The sequence below is a fragment of the Pseudomonas sp. E102 genome, assembly GCF_052660185.1.
Window position 1 is genome coordinate 4,823,649 of record NZ_CP084025.1, and the last position, 18,340, is coordinate 4,841,988.

Consider the following 18,340-nt stretch of genomic DNA (forward strand, 5'->3'; position numbering starts at 1 on the left):
TTACAATACAGATGAACTGTATCTACAGGGACTGGCCAAACGGGAGGATCATGGGCACCAGTTAAACCACTACCTAATCCCGCCACAAGCGGAAGGATGTCAACCATGGAACGTACACTCAGTTCCGAGCTGTTTTTCGAAGACAAAGCTGAAAAAAACCAGGCTTCCATGCCTCTTCGCGTTATCGCTAACCTGATGTTGTGGCAGCGCCGCATTGCCAGCCGCCATCAATTGGCCCGTCTGGATTCGCGCCTGCTGGCAGATGCCGGTATCAGCGAAGCACAGCGCTACGAAGAGCTGAGCAAGCCGTTCTGGCGCTAATTCAGCGTCGCTGGCCCTGACCCATCGGGTCCATCGCCAGCACCGAATTGAATAAACAAGACCCGTCGCGGGAAACCGCGACGGGTCTTGTCGTTTTCGAGCCTGAACCGGTCTGAGACCGGGAAGAAGAACAGTTATACAAAAACTATTAAGACACCAGTACAGTTGGTTGGATGGGGATTATCTTGCCTTGGGTCGAGCCAAGGACCATTACAAAGCTGTAAGCAAACGCGATCTGTCCTAATATTGATGCAACCGTGGCGAAGCGAGTCGAGCATGTGTCTCCCCTTCCAGCTACAGGCACCGGTATCACCTCATATATAAGGAGCTCCATCATGTCCCGTCTTCGCCTGCTCAGCGCAGTAGCGCTGTTGGCCGTAGCTGCCCAGTCCAACGCCAGCAGCTTCATCGTCACCACCGACTCCATTGTCGGCGCCCTCAAGGCCACGTCCGACGTAACCTCCGATGCAACCTCATCACTGCGTGACAATAAAATCGTTCAAGCCGCACGCGACGACGCCGCCAGCTTCGTGGCCAGCGAAGGCGCTATCCGCGGTGTGAAACTGGAGAGTGCATTGGATTACATCCGCCAGCAGGCACCGCAGCTCAACGCCACCGATGCGCAGCTTGCACAGGCCATCCTGGTAATCTGATGCAACATGAAACATTGGGCACCCAAGGGTGCTCCGATGTTTCCGCGCTGGCCCTGGCCCGCAGGTTTGCGCTAGCCTTCAAGCTCGCCAACAACCGTCGAGTCCCATGCGTTTTTACTCAAAACTTTACAGCGCCTGTTTATTCACAGTTTTTTGCTGGTCTGTCCCGGCCCATGCCTTCGATGTGTCCACCCAACAAGTGGTCGCCAGTGGCTACGCTACGAGCCTGGTGACCTCCGCACCCTTCGACAATAAACGGGTCGTCGCCGCTCGTGATGACGCCGCCGCGTTCATTGCCAGCGAAGGACAATTCCGAGGTGCGCAATTGGAGTCGGCCCTGGACTACCTGCGCCGGAACCAGCCGAAACTTCACGCCAGCGACCTTGAACTGGCACAGGCAATTCTCGTCCAATAACTATCTTTAATTCTCCGGAGTCGTTCCATGCGTAGCCCGCTGATTGCTGCCGCCCTTGGCCTGCTGGTGTTGGCCGATGTGGCCCAGGCACATACCCTGGTAGCCACCAGTAACATCATCGTTCGCGCCTCCCAGCGTTCGATTGATTTCACCTCTGACACCACCACATCCATTCGTGACTCAAAGATTGTCCGCGAAGCTCACGATGACGCTGCCAGCTTCGTCGCCAGCAACGGCGAGATTCGTGGCGCTCATCTCGAAGCGGCCTTCCAGACATTGCGTACCCGCGTACCGGAAGCCCGCGACGCCAGCGACCAGGTTCTCGCCGAAGCAATCCTCGCATTGTGAGGCGGCTGGCCGCCTGGCTGACTGCCGGGGTTGTGCTGCTTCTGAGCGGCACAGCCCAGGCCGGTCTCCAGCTACATCTCAATAGCGATGGCTTGAGCCCGGCACAACAACAGGCCAGCCAGGCACTGCTCGATGAAGCCATGCAGGCATTGCCGCCACGCTTCATCGAGCGACTGGACCGGCGCATCGATGTCGGCTGGACCGATCGGATGCCCGCAAACGCCTACGGCCAGGCTTCATTGGTGTCGCAGTTGGACTTGAACCGGAACCTGCTGGACAGCCTCACCGATGGCAGCGCCGCCAAGCAAAAGACCTTGCGCCCCCACGGCACCGTGCGGCGCGAAATGCTCGCTACCGTGCTGCACGAACTGACTCATATCTATGACCGCTCGCGCCTTTGGCCAAATGCCGAACGTGTGCTGATCCAACGCTGTACTCGGCGTAACAGCAGCGCCGGGCTGATCGGCATGACGGATGAGTGCAGAGGCCAGAACGACCGGCGCTTCACGCTCAGCGATGATCCTCGCCTGCTGGATCTCGCCGGCTGGCCGCAGTATGTGGGCCGTCGCGGCGAACGCGAGCAGCACAACCGTCAGGTTGCCCGCAGCCCGGACCTTTATGAGACGAGCAGTCCCAAGGAGTTCGTCGCGGTCAATATGGAGTATTTCCTCCTCGATCCAAGCTACGCCTGCCGACGTCCCGCGCTGTATCGCTATTACCGCGAGCACTTTGGCTGGGCGCCCGCCGCCAAGGACACCTGCTCCACGTCGTTCGCCTTTCTCAATGCCGGCAATGATTTTGCCAAGACACCACTGGGCAAGGTCGATCCGGAACGCGTCTATGCCATCGACTACCTGTTGGCTGAAGCCAACCAGAACTGGGTCAGCCGTTGGGGCCATAGCATGCTCCGCCTGGTGATATGCGCACCGGGCCGTCCACGTGGGCCAGATTGCCGATTGGATCTGGACCGACACCTGGTGCTGTCGTACCGCGCCTTCGTAGGCGACGTTCAACTGTCGAGTTGGGATGGCCTGGTGGGCAAATACCCGTCGCGTCTGTTCGTACTGCCGTTGGCCCAGGTCATCGACGAGTACACCAAGACCGAACTGCGCAGCCTGGCGTCGGTGCCCCTCAAGCTGTCGCGCACCGAAATCGAAGAAACGGTCGAACACGCCGCCGAAATGCATTGGAGCTATGACGGCAACTATTACTTCCTCTCCAATAATTGCGCGGTAGAAAGCTTGAAGCTGCTGCGCAGCGGCAGTAATAACGAGCAGCTCAAAGGCCTGGACAGCATTATGCCCAACGGTCTGCTGGAAGTGCTCAAGGGCCGTGGCTTGGCCGACACCAGTGTGCTGGATGATCCCAAGGAAGCCTTGCGCCTGGGTTACCGCTTCGACTCATTCCGCGAACGCTACCAAGCCATGTTCGACGTTCTGAAAAAACGCCTGCCGATACGGCAACAAACCGTCGAAGACTGGCTCGCGCTGGACGCTGCCGAACGCCGCGTTTGGTTTGAACAGGCCGACCTGCGCACCAGCGCGGCATTGCTATTGCTGGAACAGGCCAGTTTCCGTCGGCAATTGCTGCTCGCCCAGGATGAAGTCAAACAGCGCTACCTTGGCGCGCGTGAGCTTCAAAACGGTGGCATGGAGAGAGCCAACGCGACGTTGCAACAGATTCTCGCCAATAGCGGCTTCCTGAGCCGTCCAGCCGAACTGCTGGGCAGCAGCGGCTACGGATTGCCACAACCCAGCGAATGGCAGCGATTGGAATCGGAAAGCAGCCTGCGCCAGAAACAGCTTCAAACGCTGACCGGCGACCTGGATAAGGAAGTCAGGGCATTGCTTGAACCGAGCCGCGCTGCTGAAATCGCCGCGAGCGAGGCCAATGTGAAGGAGATCGGCGAACATCTGCGCAAGCTGCACAAAGCCGCAGGTGGGTTGGAGTTGCCGTGACTGCCAAGCCTTGAAGCGATAACAAAAAGGGGTTCGGAACCCAGTTCCGAACCCCTTTTTCATTGGCGCGAGCCAAATCAGCCAAGACGCGCCTTACGTACACCATCAGCCAAGGCCGCGCACAAGCTCAACACACCATCAATCGCCTGTTCCGACGTATCGGCGCTGGCGATATGGTCGATCAGCGCGGAGCCGACCACTACGCCGTCGGCCAACCGGGCGATGGCTGCCGCCTGTTCCGGGGTGCGAATACCGAAGCCAATGCTGATCGGCAGATCGGTATGCCGACGCAGACGCGCCACCGCTTCTTCTACATGCTCCAGCGTCGCGGCACCGGCACCGGTCACACCCGCGACCGACACGTAATAAACGAACCCCGAGCTGCCGTTGAGCACGGTCGGCAAACGCACATCATCGGTGGTTGGCGTTGTCAGACGGATGAAATCCAGGCCGGCAGCCTGGGCCGGCTCGCACAGTTCGCTGTTGTGCTCGGGTGGCATGTCCACGACGATCAGGCCATCGACACCGCTATCCAGCGCTTCGCCGATGAAACGCTGCACGCCATAACGATGGATCGGGTTGAAGTACCCCATCAGCACCAGCGGCGTCTCGGTATTGTCCTTGCGGAACTCCCGAACCATCTGCAGGGTTTTCGCCAGGTTCTGCTGGGCGCCCAAGGCACGAATGTTCGCCAATTGGATTGCCGGGCCGTCGGCCATCGGATCGGTGAACGGCATGCCCAACTCAATAACATCGGCGCCGGCGGCAGGCAGGCCCTTGAGGATCGCCAGCGACGTGTCGTAGCCCGGATCGCCAGCCGTGACAAACGTCACCAGGGCGGCACGGTTCTGTGTTTTGAGTTCGGCAAAACGGGTTTGCAGGCGGCTCATCAGTGTTTCTCCTGCTGGGACTGTTCCATGTGATGCATCACGGTTTGCATGTCTTTATCGCCACGGCCGGACAGGTTGACCACCATCAGGTGATCCTTGGGCAGGTTTGGTGCGCGCTTGAACACTTCAGCCAAGGCATGGGCACTCTCCAAGGCAGGAATAATCCCTTCCAGGCGGCAGCATTTATGGAACGCTTCCAAAGCTTCGGCATCGGTGACGGAGGTGTATTGGACGCGGCCAATGTCATGCAACCAGGCGTGTTCAGGGCCAATGCCGGGGTAGTCGAGGCCAGCAGAGATCGAATGCGCGTCGATGATCTGGCCGTCCTCATCCTGCAACAGGAAGGTACGATTACCGTGCAGCACGCCTGGAACCCCACCGTTCAGGCTCGCCGCATGCTTGCCGGTCTCGATGCCGTAGCCCGCCGCTTCGACTCCAATGATTTCAACGCTCTTGTCATCGAGGAATGGGTGGAACAGGCCCATGGCATTGGAGCCACCGCCGATGCACGCCACCAGGCTGTCCGGCAGACGACCTTCCTGGGCTTGCAGCTGGTCACGGGTTTCCTTGCCGATCACGGCTTGGAAGTCGCGGACCATCTCTGGATAGGGGTGCGGGCCGGCTACAGTGCCGATCAAGTAAAACGTGCTGTCGACGTTGGTCACCCAGTCACGCAGCGCCTCGTTCATCGCATCCTTGAGTGTGCCGGTTCCGGCGATCACGGGGATGACTTCGGCGCCAAGCAGCTTCATCCGAAACACGTTAGCCTGCTGGCGCTCGATGTCGGTGGTGCCCATATAGATTACGCAGTCCAGGCCAAAACGAGCGGCCACGGTGGCAGTGGCCACCCCATGCATGCCGGCGCCGGTCTCGGCGATAATGCGTTTCTTGCCCATGCGCCGCGCCAGCAGGATCTGGCCGATGCAGTTGTTGATCTTGTGCGCGCCCGTGTGATTCAGTTCTTCACGCTTGAGGTAGATCTTCGCGCCGCCGCAGAACTCCGTCAGGCGCTCGGCGAAATACAGCGGGCTTGGACGACCCACATAGTCCCGTTGGAAGTAGGCCAATTCCTCGATGAACGCAGGATCTTCCTTTGCCGTTTCGTATTCACGGGCCAGATCAAGGATCAGCGGCATCAGCGTTTCCGCGACATAACGGCCGCCGAACGCGCCAAACAGGCCGTTGGCATCGGGACCGCTGCGCAGGTTGAAAGGGGTCGTAGGCTGGGTCATCGGGCGCTCCAGGCGAATGCGTAGAAAAACAATGAGCCCACTCTACCCCTGACATATCGCTCTGAAAACCGATAAGATCGCCGCAACCCGTCAGAAAAACTCACAAATACCATGAGCCATGATCTGCCACCGCTCAACGCCCTGCGTGCCTTCGAGGCCACTGCCCGCCTGAACAGCGTAAGCCAGGCGGCGGAACAGCTGCACGTCACCCACGGCGCGGTTAGTCGACAACTCAAAGTGCTGGAAGAGCACTTGGGAATCAGCCTGTTCGTCAAGGATGGGCGAGGCTTGAAACTCACAGATGCGGGACTGCGCCTGCGTGACGCCAGCGCCGATGCGTTCGAGCGCCTGCGCACCGTTTGCGCCGAGCTGACCCAAAGCACAGCGGACGCCCCGTTCGTGTTGGGCTGCTCGGGAAGCTTGTTGGCGCGTTGGTTCATCCCCCGCCTGGGCAGGCTCAATGCCGATCTGCCTGATTTGCGCCTGCACCTGTCCGCAGGTGAGGGCGACCTCGACCCGAGGCGCCCAGGGCTGGACGCCCTACTGGTATTCGCCGAACCACCCTGGCCGGCAGACATGCAGGTGTATGAACTGGCCAGCGAGCGGATCGGGCCGGTGATGAGCCCGCACTACGCGGGCTTTGCCCGCTTGCGCAATGCATCCGCCACTGCGCTGCTGAGCGAACCGCTGTTGCACACCACCTCACGCCCCCAGGCCTGGCCCACTTGGGCACGGCAAAATGCCCTGGAACCCCAGGCATTGAAGTTAGGGCAAGGTTTCGAACATTTGTATTATTTGCTGGAGGCGGCCGTGGCCGGGCTTGGCGTGGCGATCGCTCCCGAGCCCCTGGTGACCGAGGACCTGCGGGCTGGTCGCCTGGTCGCGCCATGGGGGTTCGGTGAAACCCCCGCACGACTGGCGCTATGGTTGCCCAAGCGCGCCGCAGACGGGCGCGCCCGGCAATTGGCGCAGTGGCTCAGGCATGAGCTGAACCCATCGAACTAGTTACCGCGCTTGCACAACAAGTAAGCGGCCAACAGACCCAGTGCGCCAACGGCAACGCCAGCGGTGGTCCATGGATGTTCCTGAGCGTAGTCGCGCGTGGCAATCCCGGTTTCGCGGGTTTTCACCTTCACCTCTTCATACGCATCGCTGAGCAGATGCCGAGAATGTTTCAGTGCGCTTTCGGCATTTGCCTTAAGCGACTTGAGCGTCCTACGCGACTCGTCCGACGCGTCGTCCTTCAGGCTTTCCAACGACTTGAGCAGACTCTCGATCTCCGCTTCCATGCTTTGCAACGAGGCTTTGCGTAACGAAGTGCTGGCCATGGTGGCTCTCTCCTGCAGTGGTTGAGTAGCGTGTGTGGATTGGGACTGCGACCGTTTGGGAAAGTGCACTAAATCTGAACTTTCCAAGCGTAAACGGCGCCACATGTAAGGCGAAAAATCGCTGCTAGGCTGTTTAAGACAACCAAGGAGAACGTCATGAGTGATCACCACACGTACAAAAAAGTCGAGCTGGTCGGTTCGTCTCCCACCAGCATTGAAGACGCCATCAACAATGCCCTGGCCGAGGCCAGCAAGAGCCTCAAGCACTTGGAATGGTTCGAAGTCACGGAAACCCGGGGCCACATCGAAAATGGCCGGGCCGCGCACTTCCAGGTGACCATCAAGGTTGGGTTCCGGATCGCCAACAGCTGAGTTCTTTGAACTTGCACGCTGGCGGAGTGCCATAGGGAATGGCGATGCGCTATTGGGCGCATCACGTCTTTACGAAACCTCCCTATCTGATCCGACCGAGGAGTGCGAGCGATGAAGAAGTTGATGGTGGCCCTGGGTTTGCTGAGCCTTGCGGGTACTGCGTTTGCGGCCGGCAAGCCATGCGAGGAGTTGAAGAGCGAAATCGCAGCGAAGCTCGATGCCAAAGGCGTGTCGGGTTATTCGCTGGAGATCGTCGATAAAGGTGCAGGTGACGGAAAAGTCGTCGGCACCTGTGAGGGCGGTTCGAAAGAAATCGTCTACATACGCGGCTGATAACGCGCTCAGATCAAAGCCGACGCATCGCGTCGGCTTTTTATTGGCCGCGACTCAGCCTTTCATGACCTGTGCCAGCAGTTCATACGAGTGCAGGCGGTCGGCGTGCTCATAGAGGTCGCTGGTGAAGATCAGCTCATCGGCCTGAGTCTGTTCGATCAACACCTCCAACCTGGCGCGGATCTTCTGAGGACCGCCAATCATGGCCAGGCCAAGGAAATCCCCCACCGCTTCCTTCTCATGGGGCAGCCATAGACCATTCATGGTTTCCACCGGCGGGCGCTGCACCAGGCTCTGGCCGCGCATCAATGCCAGGATCCGCTGGTACACCGACGTCGCCAGGTAATCGGCCTGCTCGTCCGTGTCAGCCGCCACCAAAGGCACCCCGAGCATCACGTACGGCTTGTCGAGTACGGCCGATGGTTGGAAGTGATTGCGATAAACACGAATCGCCTCGTGCATGAACCGCGGTGCGAAATGGGAGGCGAACGCGTAGGGCAAACCGCGCTCCCCGGCCAACTGCGCACTGAACAGGCTAGAACCCAACAGCCACACCGGTACATTTGTTCCCGTGCCGGGCATGGCGATGATGCGTTGGTCGGGGGTACGCGGGCCGAGATAGCGCGTCAGCTCGGCCACGTCATCAGGGAAATCATCAGCACTGCCGGAGCGTTCGCGGCGTAGTGCACGCGCGGTCATCTGGTCGGAACCGGGGGCGCGTCCCAACCCAAGGTCGATCCGGCCCGGAAACAGACTTTCCAAGGTGCCGAACTGTTCGGCGATCACCAACGGCGCGTGGTTGGGCAGCATCACCCCGCCCGAGCCGACGCGGATGGTCGACGTCCCCCCCGCCAGGTAGCCCAGCAGCACCGCCGTCGCGGAGCTGGCGATGCCGTCCATATTGTGGTGTTCCGCCACCCAGAAACGGGTGTAGCCAAACTTTTCCACGTGCTGCGCCAAATCCAGGGAATTGCGCAGGGACTGGGCTGCATTGCCGTCAGCGCGGACGGGCACAAGGTCGAGGGTTGAAAATTTAACTTCGGACAGCTGTTTCATGGGCCGGCATCTCCAACGGCGTACGAGCTTTTCTGTAGGCGAAAGCCTGCCGTTTCTCTAGGTGTGTCCTATGAATGTGGGCATATACCCGAGTTTCAATAGTAGCGAAGAATTTTCCTACTAAATTAGTCGACTAATCGACCGGGTGAACTTTATCGGCCGGTCTATCCTCACAATCCTGGCACTGAAAAATACCCAGGCGCGAACCCTCGCGCCGAATCATGAGGAGGCACACATGGCTATCGTCAAGAAAGCATCGGCTCACTGGGAAGGTGACCTGAAGACCGGCATAGGCTCCATCTCCACGGAAACCGGCGTGTTGCGCGAAGCGCCCTATGGTTTCAAGGCACGTTTTGAAGGCGGCAAGGGCACCAACCCTGAAGAACTGATCGGCGCGGCCCACGCGGGCTGCTTCTCCATGGCGTTTTCGATGATCCTTGGCGACGCCGGGCTCAAGGCCGACAGCATCGACACCAACGCCGAAGTGACCCTGGACCAGGTCGACGGCGGCTTTGCGATCACCGCGATCAAGCTGATTCTCAAAGCCAAGATTCCCGGCGCCAGCCAACAGCAATTCGAAGAGCTGAGCAACAAGGCCAAGGAAGGTTGCCCGGTTTCCAAGGTGCTCAACGCCAACATCACCCTGGACGCGACCCTGGTGAATTGACGAACCGAGAAGGTCGCGGTCTCCCGAGGCCGCGGTCTTCTATGGTTTACCCGCTATTTACCCGAAGGCAACTGTGGTCGAATGCAGGTCTGCAGTTTCAGCGCACAGGCGTGCGCGCTGTATTGAGGAGTTCGAGCATGAAACGTTTGGCCTTGGCAGTCATCGGTTGCGCACTGACCACATCGGCCCTCGCGGCACCCAAGCCCTGCGAAGAATTGAAAGCAGAGATCGAAGCCAAGATCCAGGCCGCAAACGTGTCCTCATACACCTTGGAAATCGTCACCAACGACGAAGTCCACGACCAGAACATGGTGGTGGGCAGTTGCGATAACGGCACCAAGAAAATCATCTACCAGAAGAACGACCGCTAGGCAGCGCTACATCAAACAATTGGCCTGTCGATCCTCGGCAACGATTTCACGCTTGGCGTTATAGAGCCGGGCACTGGGGGAGTACGCCAGATTACGAGCCTCCAGGCGGTAACGCTGGCCGGCCTCGAAATGGTCGTAGCGCACGATCAGATAGCACAGCCGTTCCTTCGGGTCGTTCATCATGCCCAGCCCACCGCCCGCCCCGAACACCTCGAAGTCGAAGCGCACCTTGAGTTCGTGGCTACCGGGTGAAACCTGAAAAAAGCGTCCGTCCCGCAGCCGCTGGCCGTCCAGGCTTTCAGCCATCAGCAGCTTGCCGCCCGGCATAGGGGTGGCGAAGTCGACCCAGGCCATGTTCGGGTCCATTTCGGGCAATGGGCTCGTCGCGCATCCGCTCAATGTCGCAAGAGCCAAAAACAACGTGGGTAGGCGCATGATGATTTCCTGAAGTCAGGCCCCGAGCATAGCGCCAATCAGCTTTGCTGGCAGCCTGCCGGCGTGCCTTGGCCCACCACTTTGCGCTGCTGGTCGTAAAGCTTGGCCCACGGCCGGAACCCGATACTGCCGGCTTGCAACTGATAGCGCTGGCCCGCGTTGAAATCCTTGAATTTTACGTTCAACCGGCAATCGCGCCACAGCGGCTCGGCATCTGGCCCGATGTTGCCCGGCTCCACGGCAAATTGATAACGCACCGTCAGCTCATGGCTACCCGGTTGAACCTCGAAATAACGCCGGTCGATGGATGCCTTGTCATCGACTTCCAACGCTTGCAACGCCGTGTCCCGATGGTTACCTAGGTCAATCCACGCCTGGGAGGGATCTGGATCGGGCAAACCGGCACAGCCGGTCAGCAGCAACAGGCCACTTGTCAGCATCAACACGCGCATAGCGAAGCTCCGGGCAGGCGAGATAGTCTTGAGGCAGACTTCCCAGGGTGATTCCAAAATTGATCAGGCAGCGCTCACGCCATCGGTTACTCGACCGTGTTTTCAGGATTTTGTTTCCGGCCTTCCTGCTTTTGTTACTCAACGGTTGTACAAGCGTCGGTTATTACGGCCAGCTCGCCAGCGGACAATGGCGACTGCTGCAAGCACGCGAGCCCATCGACCGGGTCATTGCCGACCCCACCCGTGATTCCGGATTGCGCACCCATCTGGCTCAGGCCCGTGAGGCCCGCGCGTTCGCCAGCACACACCTGCACCTGCCCGACAACCAGAGCTATCGCCTGTACGCGGACATCGGCCGCCCCTTCGTCGTCTGGAACGTCTTCGCCACCCCGGAGTTTTCCCTGGCCCCGCTAACCCACTGTTTTCCCATCGCCGGTTGCGTAGCGTATCGGGGCTATTACAGCCAGGGCGCCGCCCGGGGCGAGGCCGCTTTGCAGCGTTTGCGAGGCATGGATGTGTCGATTGCCGGCGTAGAGGCCTACTCGACGCTGGGCTGGTTCGACGACCCGATCCTCAGTTCGATGCTGCATTGGGGCGACGAACGCCTGGCGACGCTGATCTTTCATGAACTGGCGCACCAACGCGTCTACGTGAAGGACGACACGGAGTTCAACGAATCATTCGCCACCTTCGTCGAGCAGGAAGGCACCCGCCAATGGCGCGCCCATCGCGGCCTGGCGCCGGACAACGGCAACCGATTGCGCCAGCGCGACCAGTTCATCCAGTTGATCCTCGACACCCGCCAACGGCTGGAAACCCTCTACGCTCAACCCCTACCGACCGAGCAGATGCGCCAACGCAAAGCCGAGGAATTCGAACGCCTGCGCGCCGACTACGCGCACCTACGCGACAGCCAATGGGCCGGCGACAAACGCTACGACGCCTGGATCTACGCGCCCCTGAACAACGCCCGAATATTGCCGTTCGGCCTGTACGACCAATGGGTGCCGGCGTTCGGGGCGTTATTCAAGCGTGAGGGCGAGGATTGGCTGGCGTTTTACAGCGCGGTGGAAAAACTCGGCCGCTTGCCAACCGTAGAGCGCAAGGCAGCGCTGAAGGCGCTGGCCTCAACCAATTGACGGCAAACGAACAAGCCCTGATCGCAAGCACGCCCAAAACCTCAACCCAGCCAAGCCCCCCGGTGGGAGCGAGCCTGCTCGCGATCGCGGCCCAACAGCCAGTACATATTCCGGGAATACCAACCAGCCCCTCTACCACCAAAACGAACCACCGGCCCAAACCTCACGCAACTGCGCGGCGCTGAGGTTTCGCCGCGCTGGATCAAAGGCCAGCGTTGTGCGTAATGCCGACCAGCAACGCTCTGAAGTCAACACTCTGAAGGTGAGCAGCACGGCCATGTCGAAAGGGTTCCGGGTGCGCTGGCTTATCAGCGTGTAATGGATGTGGAGAAATAAATCTGTCCCCTTTGGCATTTATCATTTGGGGCGCTGTTCAAGCGTGAGGGCGGTATTAAGTGGCGTTTTAGCGACGTGGAAAAACTCGGCAGTTGTTGACTCTAGAGCGCGAAACGCGCTCAAGGCTCTGGCGTCACCCCAACCTGACTGCGAACGAACGGACCATTAATTTTGGTTAATAGCTATAAATCTCCCAGCTCTTCGCTTAATAAAGCCGCGAATGCGTCCTTAGCACTATGGAACCCAAGATTCTTATTCCAAATAAAAAAATTAGGTACAGAGGGTAAATCGTCAAAAACGTAGCCTCGAATATTCCCGATCTGATTAAATTGCTCGAATACCCCCCTCGGAACTAAGGAAACACCAGCCCCCGAACTCACGCAACCAAGAATGGTTCCATAACTGGCTATACTGGTTATGGAGCTAGACACACCATGAGCATTCAACCACGTTATCAAAGCCTTTCTATAAGGGCACCCCTCTGGCCACATAAACATATTGATTCCGTTCAAATTTGCTGGCTCATGTATTAACCCCGTCGCTGGAGAAGCTATCAATACAAGCTCCTCTTTATAAATTTCGATACTATCAATCTCGGGATGCTGGTGAGTAACAGCAATGACTGCGCCATCCAGCTTATGATTAACCACATCATCTAATAGTTTGGGCCACTCCCCCGTGCTAAATTGCATCTGCACAGAAGGATAGGTGTAGTGATATTTTGATAACAATTTTGGAAGCCTACCTGTAGCGGACGACTCTATAGCACCAATTTTTAAACTTCCGGTTGGTTCTGAGTCAGCGCTTAGAGCCCTCTGGGCTTCCTGACACAACGACAATATTTTATTAGTATAGCCAAGAAATAAACGCCCTGAAGGGCTAATGATTAGTCCTCTACCTTTCCTTATGAATAACGAGACCCCAAGCTCCTTTTCTAAAAGCTTTATTCGGTTTGTGATGTTTGACGGAACACAGTGCAGCACTTCGGAGGCGCGAATAATACTACCTTGATCGGCGACAGCCTTGAACATAATTAGCTGCGAAAGCTCCATGCTAATGCTCATTAAAAGTGAAATAGAGAATCACTATAAGTCAGTTGTTGGGAACGAGCAAGTCGTTTAATGTTTACATTCTGGTTTATACAGGACGCTTAGATCAGGAATCATTTAGTAAATTTTCAAGGAGAAAAACACTGCCATGAGCTCAGCATTATCGCAAATTCGTTTTGAGGCAAATAAGCATAAGTACATGCGAGATTTTGGTGAGATATTTATTGAGGCGCTGCCAAAGCATGTAAAAAACCTGAAAATACCTGGACGAGCTATATGTGATGATCATAGAAGGGAACCTATACTGGCGCAGATTACGGACATAGCGGGTCTGCAGGGCGCGATGCTTGAAGTACTTTTCCACCCCATTACAAAGGAAGCTCAATTCCATACGGAAAATGCCTTTAACGCTTTCCTATGCAAAACCACAGCCGATTCCTCAGTTATGAAATTTTTTAACGGGTGGAACGAAACTCACAGAACCACCAGCTTAGTATCAGGCAAAATTATCATGCGATTATCAGCAGATGCGATATCGGTTCCTATCGAGAAACAAGCTGGTTATCACAACGTCTTGGCACATATGCATGAAGTCGTTAAAGATCATTTTGGGCTCGGCCATCAGGGACATGATGGTATGTATGATTACATGGCCAAAGCCTTTGGCGCAAAAACATGGGTTGAAAACCAATATAAAGTTGAAGAGTGTAACGATTTTTCGAAGTTTCTATATGCAACTGGAGTGGCCGAACACAAATCGGCGCTGAATTCAGTCGAACATGAAGAATCCATTATGGATGCAATGATGGTATCCATCGCATCAGAACTTTGGAATGGGCAGGAGTATAACTACATTGCTCAGAAAATAGAGGACAAGCTATTCAGCATTGATCCTTCGCTGAGCACTAACGCTAAGGATTTTCGTAACGCAAAAGCGTACATAATGGGACATTCTGGCGACGTGGAGAATAAGCATGGTTTGCATGCCTTGGCCGCTGCGCAGTCGTATGGACGCACAGTAGGCCTAAATTTTAAAATTGGGCGATTGAAAGGTATTATGCTCAATTACAACGAACGAGTAGGACGATCTTTTGAAGCTATGCATCGCGCTTTAACCTCAGCCCCGTAAACCCCTCAGTTGCAAATTATAAGATTTAGCACCGAACATAATATTCGACCACACAAAAACATGCCCCAACCAGGAGCGCGCCGATTGGTTTCTTATGCCCAGCATCATGCTAATCGGCGAATTATAAATGCACCCCGGCATTTAAACTAAGCGAACAAATACGATGTTTTATGAAAGGAAGCTCCGAAAGGGTAGTACGAATGGATTATGAATTCGCTTTGATAGTGCTGGGCTTTTTCGCTTTCTGCGGAGGGTTGATAGATGCGGCAGTGGGTGGTGGCGGCCTCGTACAGCTTCCCGCGCTTTTACATGCTTTACCTCAGCAAAGTCTAGCCACAATTTTCGGGACTAATAAAGTAGCGGTTTTGGCGGGCAACCTTTCCTCAGTATTTAGCTATTTGAAAAGAATAAAAATTATATGGAGGCTCATGCTTCCGACGATGGCCTCGGCATTTATATGTGCCTTTTTAGGGGCGGCTTCGGTATCTGTAGTATCTAAGAAAATAATGGAGTTTGTTGTTTTTTTTATTCTAATAGCGATGACTGCATATATTTTCAAAGAAAAAAATCTCGGCCTAGTAAACACCGGAAAACACTGCAGAACCAGGGAGATTCTATTAGGAGTGTTGTTCGGGGGTTTGGTCGGATTTTATGACGGCGTCTTTGGCCCTGGAAGCGGAAGTCTATTGCTTTTCATATTTGTTAAATATTTCGGCTTCGATTTTTTAAATGCATCTGCATCTGCAAAGCTGGTCAACTTGGTTACTTTTACCGCAGCGCTAGTATTTTTTGTTCCGTCTGGAAATGTTTTGTGGGCCGTGGGTGGCGTTATTGCTCTGTGCAATATCGCTGGATCGCTCACTGGAGTTTTTTTAGCGCTACGCTACGGGAGTGGTTTCATAAGAAAGTTTTTTCTTGTACTACTTTTATTTTTGATAGGTCGAATGGGGCTTAACTTGTTTCAAAATTGATCCAATCGTCGACACACGGAAGCAGATTTCCTAGCCAAATCCCGACGGAGTGCCACTAGGTTTAATCGCAGACCTACGAGCCTCAATCCGGCTACGCAGCCTTGCGCCTTTGCCTACAACTACGCCAGAATTCGCCGGCTTGTGCGCCTTGCTCCCGAGCTCTATCTTTTCCCTGCCACTGCCCATCAGTGGTCGGGTTTAGTAGCCCGAGGTTTTTCCGCAAGATGCATAAGTCCTCAACAAGCAGGTATCTCAATTCCTGTCCTTGATGGTGACTGTGCGCAGGGCGCTTCGGCGCGCCGGCAATGCTGGAATCCCCGGTCTACTAACCTGCGCACAGCCGCCACCCTTCTTTTAGTAGGGAAAGGTCGCGGCCTAACTCAAGGATTCCAGCTTATGTTCAAAATCACTCCAAACCCTCCAGAAGCAGATCCCAACTCTCCTTATCTGGACGGCCTTAACGCCAAAAAACTCGACGACGCCGCTAAGCGAGCATTGGATTTTCATCTAAAGCCCAAATCACCAAGACCTAAAGAAACCATCCAACCCGGCCAGTTATTCACCGTCGTAAAAGATATCGACAACGAATGCCTGCTGGTCAACCTCAGCGAAACCCTCGCTTCAGCTGATGCGATGGTCAATGAACTGGCTTTCGATATGGAAGGGTCCAACCGCCATGTCCTATTGGGCATCCAGCAATTGATCGAGCTGAGTTCGTTGCTGGCTAACCGTGCATTGGATAACGTCGATCCCCGATAGCCGCCAAACCACAATCGCTGTGGCTAGGGTGCTTGCTCCCGCTGGGCCGGGCTGCGCTCCAGCGTGAGGCAGCTCCAAAAGCGACGACTGCTTCGCAGCCGAGCGGGAGCAAGCTCCCTCGCCACGGATTCATGGGTTGGCTTAACGAACGATTTCAATCCACCAGCCACAAAAAAAAGGCATACCGATCACCATCGGTATGCCTTTTTTGTTGCCGCTTCCTTCCCTCGTCAGAGGTACTCGCCGCGATTACGGGTTAACGCTGTCCTTCAAGGACTTGCCCGGCTTGAACGCAACGGTGTTGCTGGCCTTGATCTTCACTGGCTCGCCGGTTTGTGGGTTCTTGCCGGTGCGGGCGCCGCGGTGGCGTTGCAGGAAGGTGCCGAAGCCGACCAGGGTGACGCTGTCCTTGCGGTGCAGGGCGCCGGTGATTTCTTCGAGGACGGCGTTGAGGACGCGGTTGGCTTGTTCTTTGGTGAGGTCTGCTTTTTCCGCGATGGCGGCAGCGAGTTCTGGTTTACGCATGAATGAAGCCCCTTTGACGGTTTTTTTGTTGTTATGTCCGGGCTGTTCTCTTCGGAACACCCCCTAAGGCGCCGCAGGCTCTACTCTGCGGCAGACGGGAGTGAGGATGGCACGGGGCCGCAACCGGCGCCAGTGGCCGGCGGGGGTTTGTGCCCTCAAAAGCAGGTTATTTGTGACAGAACGGCCAGTATTTACGCCAGCAGGGCTGGAAGCTGCTTGTTCAACGCCAGTTTTTCCATCACCGCCGCACCGGTCAGGGCGTAGCCCAGCAGATTGCCTTGGGCGTCGCGGCACAGGGCCTTGATATCGGCGCCTTGCCCTTCGACGCTCCACACGCCTTCGCTACCCCGTGGTGGTGGCGAAACCACCAATGGGCACACCGGGGTTTTCACCGTGATCGGCATGGCGCCGTAGCCTACGGCGGTGGGGTTGCCGGCCAGGGTTTGGGCCAGGGCGCGCGCGCAACTCATCAGCGGCATCACGTAGAGCAGGTTCAAGCCATCGACTTCGGCGCAGTCGCCCAAGGCGTAGATATTGGCGTGGGAAGTCTTCAGATGACGATCCACCACGACGCCGCGATTGACCACCAGGCCGGCGGCGGCCGCCAGGTCGATGCGCGGGCGCAGACCGATGGCCGAGACCACCAGGTCGCAGGCGATCACTTGGCCGTCCGATAGGTGCGCTTCCAAGCCGTCGGCCACCCGTTGCAGGCGATTGAGCACCGGGCCGAGGTGGAACCGCGCGCCAAGGCTTTCCAACCCGGCCTGTACCGCTGCGGCGGCCGCCGGGTGCAGCAGCGTCGGCATGACTTGCTCGCATGGGGCGACCAGTTCTACTTCATAGCCACCCAGGATCAGGTCGTTGGCAAATTCGCAGCCGATCAGGCCGGCGCCTAGCAGCAGCACCCGGCGCTTGCCAGCGGCGGCGGCGCGAAAGCGGGCGTAGTCTTCCAGGTCGTTGATGGGGAAGATCAGGTCCGCCGCGTCGCCTTGCACCGGCACGCGCACGGTTTCAGCGCCCCAGGCCAGCACCAAGTCGCGATAGCTCACTGCTTCTTCGCCGATCCACAGGCGCTTGTGGCCCGGGTCGATGCCGCTGATGCGCGTGTGGGTGCGTACCTCGGCATTCAGTTGCTCGGCCATCGCGCCTGGCTCGGCCATGCTCAGGCCATCGGCGTCTTTGTTCTTGCCGAAGCCCGTGGAGAGCATCGGCTTGGAGTAGGAGCGGCCGTCGTCCGCGGTTATCAGCAGCAACGGGGTTTCGCTGTCGAGCTTGCGAAATTCCCGGGCCAGGTTGTAACCGGCCAGGCCAGTGCCGACGATAACGACAGGTGCGCTCATGTTGCTCTCCGTTTGGTGAAACGATCAGTTGATTTCGATCATTTCGAAATCCATTTTGCCGACGCCGCAGTCCGGGCACAGCCAGTCTTGCGGTACGTCTTCCCAGCGAGTGCCGGGCGCGATGCCATCGTCAGGCCAACCGTCAGCTTCGTTGTAGATCAGGCCACAGACAATACATTGCCACTTCTTCATTCCAATACTTCCTCAAGATGTCAGGCTTGGCCGGTATTTTCCGGCTCAGGGCCGTTTTGTACTGATCGG

The 18,340-nt window shown here is 56.9% G+C and carries 24 protein-coding genes; 14 read left to right on the top strand and 10 right to left on the bottom strand.

The features are described from left to right. Nucleotides 1-105: 105 nt before the first annotated feature. The 5 genes from DOCECA_RS21730 to DOCECA_RS21750 all read left to right on the top strand — a co-directional run bounded on the left by DOCECA_RS21730 (nucleotide 106) and on the right by DOCECA_RS21750 (nucleotide 3,695). Complete coding sequence (locus tag DOCECA_RS21730) at nucleotides 106-321, top strand: DUF1127 domain-containing protein (protein ID WP_181288343.1); 216 nt, start codon at nucleotides 106-108, stop codon at nucleotides 319-321. A gap of 335 nt (nucleotides 322-656) precedes the next feature. Beyond that, nucleotides 657-974 carry a DUF2388 domain-containing protein gene (locus DOCECA_RS21735; protein WP_420765935.1) on the top strand — a complete coding sequence of 106 codons (318 nt, stop codon included), beginning with the start codon at nucleotides 657-659 and terminating at the stop codon, nucleotides 972-974. A 106-nt stretch (nucleotides 975-1,080) separates the two neighbouring features. Further along, nucleotides 1,081-1,389, top strand: coding sequence for a DUF2388 domain-containing protein (locus DOCECA_RS21740; RefSeq protein ID WP_420765936.1), 309 nt, complete (start codon nucleotides 1,081-1,083; stop codon nucleotides 1,387-1,389). A gap of 27 nt (nucleotides 1,390-1,416) precedes the next feature. Then, complete coding sequence (locus DOCECA_RS21745; RefSeq protein WP_420765937.1) at nucleotides 1,417-1,737, top strand: DUF2388 domain-containing protein; 321 nt, start codon at nucleotides 1,417-1,419, stop codon at nucleotides 1,735-1,737. Then, on the top strand, nucleotides 1,734-3,695 hold the full coding sequence (locus DOCECA_RS21750; protein ID WP_445571063.1) for a DUF7844 domain-containing protein: 1,962 nt from the start codon (nucleotides 1,734-1,736) through the stop codon (nucleotides 3,693-3,695). Before DOCECA_RS21745 ends, DOCECA_RS21750 begins: the two co-directional genes overlap by 4 nt. A gap of 77 nt (nucleotides 3,696-3,772) precedes the next feature. Here DOCECA_RS21750 and trpA read toward each other — a convergent pair whose 3' ends face one another. Together trpA and trpB are read right to left on the bottom strand one after the other, a co-directional pair. Further along, the gene (gene trpA / locus DOCECA_RS21755; protein WP_420765939.1) at nucleotides 3,773-4,585 is read right to left on the bottom strand and encodes a tryptophan synthase subunit alpha; all 813 of its coding nucleotides are present in this window, start codon (nucleotides 4,583-4,585) and stop codon (nucleotides 3,773-3,775) included. Next, nucleotides 4,585-5,817, bottom strand: a complete 1,233-nt coding sequence (gene trpB, locus DOCECA_RS21760) for a tryptophan synthase subunit beta (protein WP_434561366.1) — start codon at nucleotides 5,815-5,817, stop codon at nucleotides 4,585-4,587. Before trpB ends, trpA begins: the two co-directional genes overlap by 1 nt. 111 nt (nucleotides 5,818-5,928) lie before the next feature. Here trpB and DOCECA_RS21765 point away from each other — a divergent pair, with 111 nt between their 5' ends. Further along, nucleotides 5,929-6,822 (top strand): LysR family transcriptional regulator, encoded by an 894-nt coding sequence (locus DOCECA_RS21765; protein ID WP_434608537.1) that lies wholly within the window; start codon nucleotides 5,929-5,931, stop codon nucleotides 6,820-6,822. Here the strand turns inward: DOCECA_RS21765 and DOCECA_RS21770 are convergent. Further along, nucleotides 6,819-7,145: a DUF883 family protein gene (locus DOCECA_RS21770; RefSeq protein WP_420765942.1), complete on the bottom strand. Its 327-nt coding sequence runs from the start codon at nucleotides 7,143-7,145 to the stop codon at nucleotides 6,819-6,821. The two genes, DOCECA_RS21765 and DOCECA_RS21770, sit on opposite strands and share 4 nt — an antisense overlap. Before the next feature lie 156 nt (nucleotides 7,146-7,301). Here DOCECA_RS21770 and DOCECA_RS21775 point away from each other — a divergent pair, with 156 nt between their 5' ends. Beyond that, nucleotides 7,302-7,517 (top strand): dodecin, encoded by a 216-nt coding sequence (locus tag DOCECA_RS21775; protein WP_003177209.1) that lies wholly within the window; start codon nucleotides 7,302-7,304, stop codon nucleotides 7,515-7,517. 111 nt (nucleotides 7,518-7,628) lie between these two features. After that, entirely contained in the window at nucleotides 7,629-7,850 is a 222-nt protein-coding gene (locus DOCECA_RS21780) for a DUF1161 domain-containing protein (protein ID WP_434649400.1), read from the top strand. A 54-nt stretch (nucleotides 7,851-7,904) separates the two neighbouring features. Here DOCECA_RS21780 and DOCECA_RS21785 read toward each other — a convergent pair whose 3' ends face one another. After that, a complete protein-coding gene (locus tag DOCECA_RS21785; protein WP_445571064.1) occupies nucleotides 7,905-8,906 on the bottom strand; it encodes an LLM class flavin-dependent oxidoreductase in 1,002 nt (333 codons plus the stop codon). 235 nt (nucleotides 8,907-9,141) lie between these two features. Between DOCECA_RS21785 and DOCECA_RS21790 the strand changes: the two genes are divergently transcribed. Both DOCECA_RS21790 and DOCECA_RS21795 read left to right on the top strand, forming a co-directional pair. Next, complete coding sequence (locus DOCECA_RS21790) at nucleotides 9,142-9,573, top strand: OsmC family protein (RefSeq protein WP_420765945.1); 432 nt, start codon at nucleotides 9,142-9,144, stop codon at nucleotides 9,571-9,573. 137 nt (nucleotides 9,574-9,710) lie between these two features. Continuing rightward, nucleotides 9,711-9,944, top strand: a complete 234-nt coding sequence (locus DOCECA_RS21795) for a DUF1161 domain-containing protein (RefSeq protein ID WP_420765946.1) — start codon at nucleotides 9,711-9,713, stop codon at nucleotides 9,942-9,944. Between the two features lie 6 nt (nucleotides 9,945-9,950). On the opposite strand, the gene DOCECA_RS21800 is transcribed toward DOCECA_RS21795, so the two are convergent. Both DOCECA_RS21800 and DOCECA_RS21805 read right to left on the bottom strand, forming a co-directional pair. Next, complete coding sequence (locus DOCECA_RS21800; protein ID WP_420765947.1) at nucleotides 9,951-10,379, bottom strand: PA0061/PA0062 family lipoprotein; 429 nt, start codon at nucleotides 10,377-10,379, stop codon at nucleotides 9,951-9,953. Between the two features lie 38 nt (nucleotides 10,380-10,417). Then, complete coding sequence (locus DOCECA_RS21805) at nucleotides 10,418-10,831, bottom strand: PA0061/PA0062 family lipoprotein (RefSeq protein WP_434649402.1); 414 nt, start codon at nucleotides 10,829-10,831, stop codon at nucleotides 10,418-10,420. A 59-nt stretch (nucleotides 10,832-10,890) separates the two neighbouring features. Here DOCECA_RS21805 and DOCECA_RS21810 point away from each other — a divergent pair, with 59 nt between their 5' ends. Beyond that, the gene (locus DOCECA_RS21810; RefSeq protein ID WP_420765949.1) at nucleotides 10,891-11,970 is read left to right on the top strand and encodes an aminopeptidase; all 1,080 of its coding nucleotides are present in this window, start codon (nucleotides 10,891-10,893) and stop codon (nucleotides 11,968-11,970) included. A 518-nt stretch (nucleotides 11,971-12,488) separates the two neighbouring features. Here the strand turns inward: DOCECA_RS21810 and DOCECA_RS21815 are convergent. Continuing rightward, on the bottom strand, nucleotides 12,489-13,358 hold the full coding sequence (locus DOCECA_RS21815; protein ID WP_434649406.1) for a LysR family transcriptional regulator: 870 nt from the start codon (nucleotides 13,356-13,358) through the stop codon (nucleotides 12,489-12,491). 145 nt (nucleotides 13,359-13,503) lie between these two features. Here DOCECA_RS21815 and DOCECA_RS21820 point away from each other — a divergent pair, with 145 nt between their 5' ends. The 3 genes from DOCECA_RS21820 (at nucleotide 13,504) to DOCECA_RS21830 (ending at nucleotide 16,214) form a co-directional block, all read left to right on the top strand. Beyond that, the gene (locus DOCECA_RS21820) at nucleotides 13,504-14,484 is read left to right on the top strand and encodes a hypothetical protein (protein ID WP_445571065.1); all 981 of its coding nucleotides are present in this window, start codon (nucleotides 13,504-13,506) and stop codon (nucleotides 14,482-14,484) included. A gap of 200 nt (nucleotides 14,485-14,684) precedes the next feature. Further along, the gene (locus DOCECA_RS21825) at nucleotides 14,685-15,455 is read left to right on the top strand and encodes a sulfite exporter TauE/SafE family protein (RefSeq protein WP_445571066.1); all 771 of its coding nucleotides are present in this window, start codon (nucleotides 14,685-14,687) and stop codon (nucleotides 15,453-15,455) included. Between the two features lie 396 nt (nucleotides 15,456-15,851). Beyond that, a complete protein-coding gene (locus tag DOCECA_RS21830; protein WP_434561384.1) occupies nucleotides 15,852-16,214 on the top strand; it encodes a DUF6124 family protein in 363 nt (120 codons plus the stop codon). Between the two features lie 249 nt (nucleotides 16,215-16,463). Here DOCECA_RS21830 and DOCECA_RS21835 read toward each other — a convergent pair whose 3' ends face one another. The 3 genes from DOCECA_RS21835 to DOCECA_RS21845 all read right to left on the bottom strand — a co-directional run bounded on the left by DOCECA_RS21835 (nucleotide 16,464) and on the right by DOCECA_RS21845 (nucleotide 18,271). Further along, nucleotides 16,464-16,739 carry an HU family DNA-binding protein gene (locus DOCECA_RS21835; protein WP_003213368.1) on the bottom strand — a complete coding sequence of 92 codons (276 nt, stop codon included), beginning with the start codon at nucleotides 16,737-16,739 and terminating at the stop codon, nucleotides 16,464-16,466. 191 nt (nucleotides 16,740-16,930) lie between these two features. Beyond that, entirely contained in the window at nucleotides 16,931-18,079 is a 1,149-nt protein-coding gene (locus DOCECA_RS21840) for an NAD(P)/FAD-dependent oxidoreductase (protein WP_434561386.1), read from the bottom strand. A gap of 24 nt (nucleotides 18,080-18,103) precedes the next feature. Then, nucleotides 18,104-18,271, bottom strand: a complete 168-nt coding sequence (locus DOCECA_RS21845; protein ID WP_420765972.1) for a rubredoxin — start codon at nucleotides 18,269-18,271, stop codon at nucleotides 18,104-18,106. Nucleotides 18,272-18,340: the final 69 nt, after the last annotated feature.

Coding starts and splice junctions, on each gene's coding strand:
- DOCECA_RS21730 (WP_181288343.1), top strand. CDS start 106: ATGGAACGTACACTCAGTTCCGAGCTGTTTTTCGAAGACAAAGCTGAA.
- DOCECA_RS21735 (WP_420765935.1), top strand. CDS start 657: ATGTCCCGTCTTCGCCTGCTCAGCGCAGTAGCGCTGTTGGCCGTAGCT.
- DOCECA_RS21740 (WP_420765936.1), top strand. CDS start 1,081: ATGCGTTTTTACTCAAAACTTTACAGCGCCTGTTTATTCACAGTTTTT.
- DOCECA_RS21745 (WP_420765937.1), top strand. CDS start 1,417: ATGCGTAGCCCGCTGATTGCTGCCGCCCTTGGCCTGCTGGTGTTGGCC.
- trpA (WP_420765939.1), bottom strand. CDS start 4,585: ATGAGCCGCCTGCAAACCCGTTTTGCCGAACTCAAAACACAGAACCGT.
- trpB (WP_434561366.1), bottom strand. CDS start 5,817: ATGACCCAGCCTACGACCCCTTTCAACCTGCGCAGCGGTCCCGATGCC.
- DOCECA_RS21765 (WP_434608537.1), top strand. CDS start 5,929: ATGAGCCATGATCTGCCACCGCTCAACGCCCTGCGTGCCTTCGAGGCC.
- DOCECA_RS21770 (WP_420765942.1), bottom strand. CDS start 7,145: ATGGCCAGCACTTCGTTACGCAAAGCCTCGTTGCAAAGCATGGAAGCG.
- DOCECA_RS21775 (WP_003177209.1), top strand. CDS start 7,302: ATGAGTGATCACCACACGTACAAAAAAGTCGAGCTGGTCGGTTCGTCT.
- DOCECA_RS21780 (WP_434649400.1), top strand. CDS start 7,629: ATGAAGAAGTTGATGGTGGCCCTGGGTTTGCTGAGCCTTGCGGGTACT.
- DOCECA_RS21785 (WP_445571064.1), bottom strand. CDS start 8,906: ATGAAACAGCTGTCCGAAGTTAAATTTTCAACCCTCGACCTTGTGCCC.
- DOCECA_RS21790 (WP_420765945.1), top strand. CDS start 9,142: ATGGCTATCGTCAAGAAAGCATCGGCTCACTGGGAAGGTGACCTGAAG.
- DOCECA_RS21795 (WP_420765946.1), top strand. CDS start 9,711: ATGAAACGTTTGGCCTTGGCAGTCATCGGTTGCGCACTGACCACATCG.
- DOCECA_RS21800 (WP_420765947.1), bottom strand. CDS start 10,379: ATGCGCCTACCCACGTTGTTTTTGGCTCTTGCGACATTGAGCGGATGC.
- DOCECA_RS21805 (WP_434649402.1), bottom strand. CDS start 10,831: ATGCGCGTGTTGATGCTGACAAGTGGCCTGTTGCTGCTGACCGGCTGT.
- DOCECA_RS21815 (WP_434649406.1), bottom strand. CDS start 13,358: ATGGAGCTTTCGCAGCTAATTATGTTCAAGGCTGTCGCCGATCAAGGT.
- DOCECA_RS21820 (WP_445571065.1), top strand. CDS start 13,504: ATGAGCTCAGCATTATCGCAAATTCGTTTTGAGGCAAATAAGCATAAG.
- DOCECA_RS21825 (WP_445571066.1), top strand. CDS start 14,685: ATGGATTATGAATTCGCTTTGATAGTGCTGGGCTTTTTCGCTTTCTGC.
- DOCECA_RS21830 (WP_434561384.1), top strand. CDS start 15,852: ATGTTCAAAATCACTCCAAACCCTCCAGAAGCAGATCCCAACTCTCCT.
- DOCECA_RS21835 (WP_003213368.1), bottom strand. CDS start 16,739: ATGCGTAAACCAGAACTCGCTGCCGCCATCGCGGAAAAAGCAGACCTC.
- DOCECA_RS21840 (WP_434561386.1), bottom strand. CDS start 18,079: ATGAGCGCACCTGTCGTTATCGTCGGCACTGGCCTGGCCGGTTACAAC.
- DOCECA_RS21845 (WP_420765972.1), bottom strand. CDS start 18,271: ATGAAGAAGTGGCAATGTATTGTCTGTGGCCTGATCTACAACGAAGCT.